2 protein-coding genes and 1 pseudogene are annotated in these 3552 nt (G+C 42.6%); all 3 read right to left on the minus strand.

All coding sequences use genetic code 11. The features are described from left to right. Nucleotides 1-136: 136 nt before the first annotated feature. Nucleotides 137-1741, minus strand: a complete 1605-nt coding sequence (locus tag CA730_RS02060; RefSeq protein ID WP_096671219.1) for a M23 family metallopeptidase — start codon at nucleotides 1739-1741, stop codon at nucleotides 137-139. A 34-nt stretch (nucleotides 1742-1775) separates the two neighbouring features. Then, nucleotides 1776-2705, minus strand: a pseudogene (locus CA730_RS24045) (RNA-guided endonuclease TnpB family protein). 13 nt (nucleotides 2706-2718) lie between these two features. After that, a complete protein-coding gene (locus CA730_RS02075; protein ID WP_096671221.1) occupies nucleotides 2719-3534 on the minus strand; it encodes a biotin--[acetyl-CoA-carboxylase] ligase in 816 nt (271 codons plus the stop codon). Nucleotides 3535-3552 lie beyond the last annotated feature (18 nt).

Here is a 3552-nt window from a genome sequence, read left to right on the forward strand (position 1 = left end):
CCCTGCTCCCTGCTCCCTGCTCCCTGCTCCCTGCTCCCTGCTCCCTGCTCCCTGCTCCCTGCTCCCTGCTCCCTGCTCCCTGCCCTGACAGAACCTACCCTTGTGAGCTGCTCCCTGCCCCCTGCTCCCTTCCCAACTACCGAGCCTGGGCTGTTTTCACCCCTGCTGTACCTTGTGCCAACGGGCTAAGACCACCTTGTAATTGCACTGCGGGGTCAACAGCCACCCATCCATTTTGAGTGAGGTGACGCACTTCAAAGTGTAGGTGTGGTCCAGTAGAATTACCAGTGCTACCAACTCGACCAATCACAGTTCCTGGTTCTACCCATTGTCCAGGTTGGACAAAGATTTCTGACATATGCCCGTAAAGACTTTGTTGAGCAGAACCGTGATTAATGATTACAGCTAAACCATAACCACCTAACCAGTTAGCTGATTCTATCTGACCCCTAGCCGCTGCTAAAATTGGTGTTCCTGTGGGCGCACCTATATCTGTACCAGCGTGAAAACGGCGATCGCCCGTGATAGGATGAATACGCCAGCCAAATAAGGATGTAATTGGTGCAGCCACCGACAGCGGGAAAACTATTCCCGAACCGCCACCAGCGCCACGATAGGCTAGGGTATTAGTATAAGGAACTTCCGGCAACACTGATGCCAAAGAGAAGTCATAAGACACCATACTCGGACGAGGAGCAACATTACCCTCTATCATTGGCGCAGGTAAACTACCTACCTGGGGAGCAATAGGGGTAGAACTCACCTTAGTCGTGCTAAATTCCCTAGGACTGGGAATAAAACTATTAGCATGATAGGCAGCCTTGGTATGACTGCTGGTGTTACTTCTGGAAATCCGCCAATTATTTTGATTTTGAGGTTGACTGATTTTGCTAACACTACTAGCCACAGCCTCAGTCACATTCTTACTTTGATTACTGTTTGCAGTTATAGTTTTCCAGCCTACTTGTTTCTGCTTAGAGGCAGTCACTACTTTCGCTACTTCACTTTTCTTCAGCCAAGTCGGTGATGATTCTTGAGACTTAGCCACAGCAGGAGTTTGTCTAGATTTAGCGCAAGTGCTAGGCACCGTTGCCTCACAACCGCTAGAACGTTCTGTTACCACCACAGAACTAGGTGGTTCATAGTTACTTTCGCCTACATTTTTATACTCATTCGTATCAATATAAGCGTTGTTGTAATCCTTGGGTTTATTTTCTGTATCCTTAGCCGTGTCTTGAGAATTATTAGCTTGTTGAGGGACTTCTGGCAGTTTTTTAATTACAGAATCAACTTCACTCACACTAGTAGTAGGTTGAGTATTTTCTCCCTTAGATTTAGAAATTCTCACACTAGCAGTAGGTTGAGTGTCTTGTCCCTTGGGTTTAGAAATTCTCACACTAGCAGTAGGTTGAGTATCTTCTCCCTTGGCAACACCTTTGCTATTTAGCCTCTTTTTTAGATTAACTCGGCGGACAGAAAAATCTGGTTGTGGCTTCGCTATTTCAGAAACACCAGCTTCTTTCTGAATTGGATTTGTGACTGCTGTTGGTTGAGAATTCTCAATAGTAGGAACAATATTGTCTATTGAGGAAGTGTCAGACTGAGCAGTTACAAACCCGCCACTAAGAAGACTGAAGCTACTTAATAAACAGATACCTTGTACTGGCAATCTAGAAGCAAAGCGTTTACTTGTACCGTCGTAGTAAAAGTTTTTATGGGCAGATTTATGGTGCTGCGTCATTTTTTCTCTTTTGTTGTGTGTAATAAAGGGTGAACTACCCACACTGACTTGGAGTACCAAGTACAGTGTCGGCTTCTGTACTCATAGGGGAGCGCCGCAACTTAGACTTTCGACCAAGTTTTGGTCTTATCTCCCCTCCTACAGCAGAGACGGCTGCACCTTCCGCCTTGATGATTCTGATACCCTCTACTCTAATATTTATCGCTGCGTTTCCATCTCTATCATGATGACTACCACAATGAGGACAAGTCCATTCACGGACATCTAGTACAGGTCGGCGGAAATAAATAGACCATTCCAAACTACTGGAAAGCTCATTGTATATTCGTTTTGACTTTTGACTTTTGACGAACGCCTTGCGGTACTAGTGGCATATCACTCACTTGATAAAAACAATTAGAACAGAGCTTAGAACTGGGAAACCATCTATCAATCTCAACTAATTTACCACCTTTACGTTCTAGCTTATAGGCTAAAAAATTAGTGAATGTTCCCCGTCCAACATCAGATATTGATTTTGCCAAATTGTGATTACGAACCATGCCTTTGAAATGAAGATTCTCTACTATAACAGCTTGGCTATCGCTGACTAACTTATAACTAAGTTTATGTAGAAAATCTTGCCGAGAATTACTAACCCGTTCGTACACTTTGGCAACAACTTCTCTATATCTATTTCTTGATTTACTTCCCTTTTGTTTAGTGTAGTTAAATTTAGTGTTGTAGCCTGTAAAACTTGGCTATAACAATCACCTAACCAAATAGTATCTTCTGCTTTTTTGAGAATAGGAAGTAATGCGTTGATTGCAGCACGGCTAAGTCCTTTACTCGTCTCTTTGTAAGTCTCAATTGACTTATTTAGAGCATAATTCCACCACCATCTAGCACATCCAAAAGATTGCGCTAGTTGTGTTTCCTGTTCTTTTGATGGATATATACGAACTTGAACAGCCTTGTGTATCACTCAAATCACCTCCTCATGAAACAGAAGTTTGACGATAACCCAAGCTAATTGTACCCGGTTGGACAGAAATTTCTGGTGTTAAAGCTGCTTTTGCATCATCAGTTGTGATTTTTAAACGCAGATTACCTTCTTGAGTCACGCCAACTACTTTACCTAAAAAATTATTCACATAAACCTGATCACCCATATTTGTAAGTACATCAAGGTAGTGAGACAAAAGTATGTTTATTCCTTCTGTCTGTAGACACTCTATACCGGACTTAATTCCTATTAAAACCTGTGAGGTGAGGATTTCTAGGTGATCAAATATCTGACAATTCTGGTAATTTTGCCATAATTGCAGATTAATTCCAGTTTCTGGAACTTGATTTGCCCAATTAATCCCCACACCAATGATAGCTTGAGTGATTTGTCCTTGATTGACCTTGGTTTCAGTTAAAATGCCGCCTAACTTGCGACCATCTAATACTAAATCATTTGGCCATTTTATGCCGACAGGTATACCACATTTTCTTAATTGTGCTGTAATTCCCCACGCACTAGCCAAGGTAAGTTGATAGCTGCTGGTAGCTGCTAAATTAGGAGCTATTGCCATTGAAAGATATAAACCACCCTTATGAGACTGCCATTCCCGACCCCATTGCCCTCTGCCGGCGGTTTGCTGAGTAGCAATAACTACATAGCCAAGGTTTTCTCCTTGGTCAATTAGTTGCCACAGGGTTTGATTTGTGGAGGATAAGGTGTTGAAAATATGTAGAGAGAATGGTAAATCTTGATGCTTATATTCTGCTTTTAAGCTATTTACCAAAAGTTGCTGATTAAATTCCACCACAGTTCACCATTGGTC

This window comes from Dolichospermum compactum NIES-806 (assembly GCF_002368115.1).
In the GTDB taxonomy this organism is placed as follows: Bacteria; Cyanobacteriota; Cyanobacteriia; order Cyanobacteriales; family Nostocaceae; genus Dolichospermum; species Dolichospermum compactum.

Excerpts from the sequence above, each read along its gene's own strand:
- CA730_RS02060 (WP_096671219.1), bottom strand. The coding sequence starts at position 1,741 with ATGACGCAGCACCATAAATCTGCCCATAAAAACTTTTACTACGACGGT.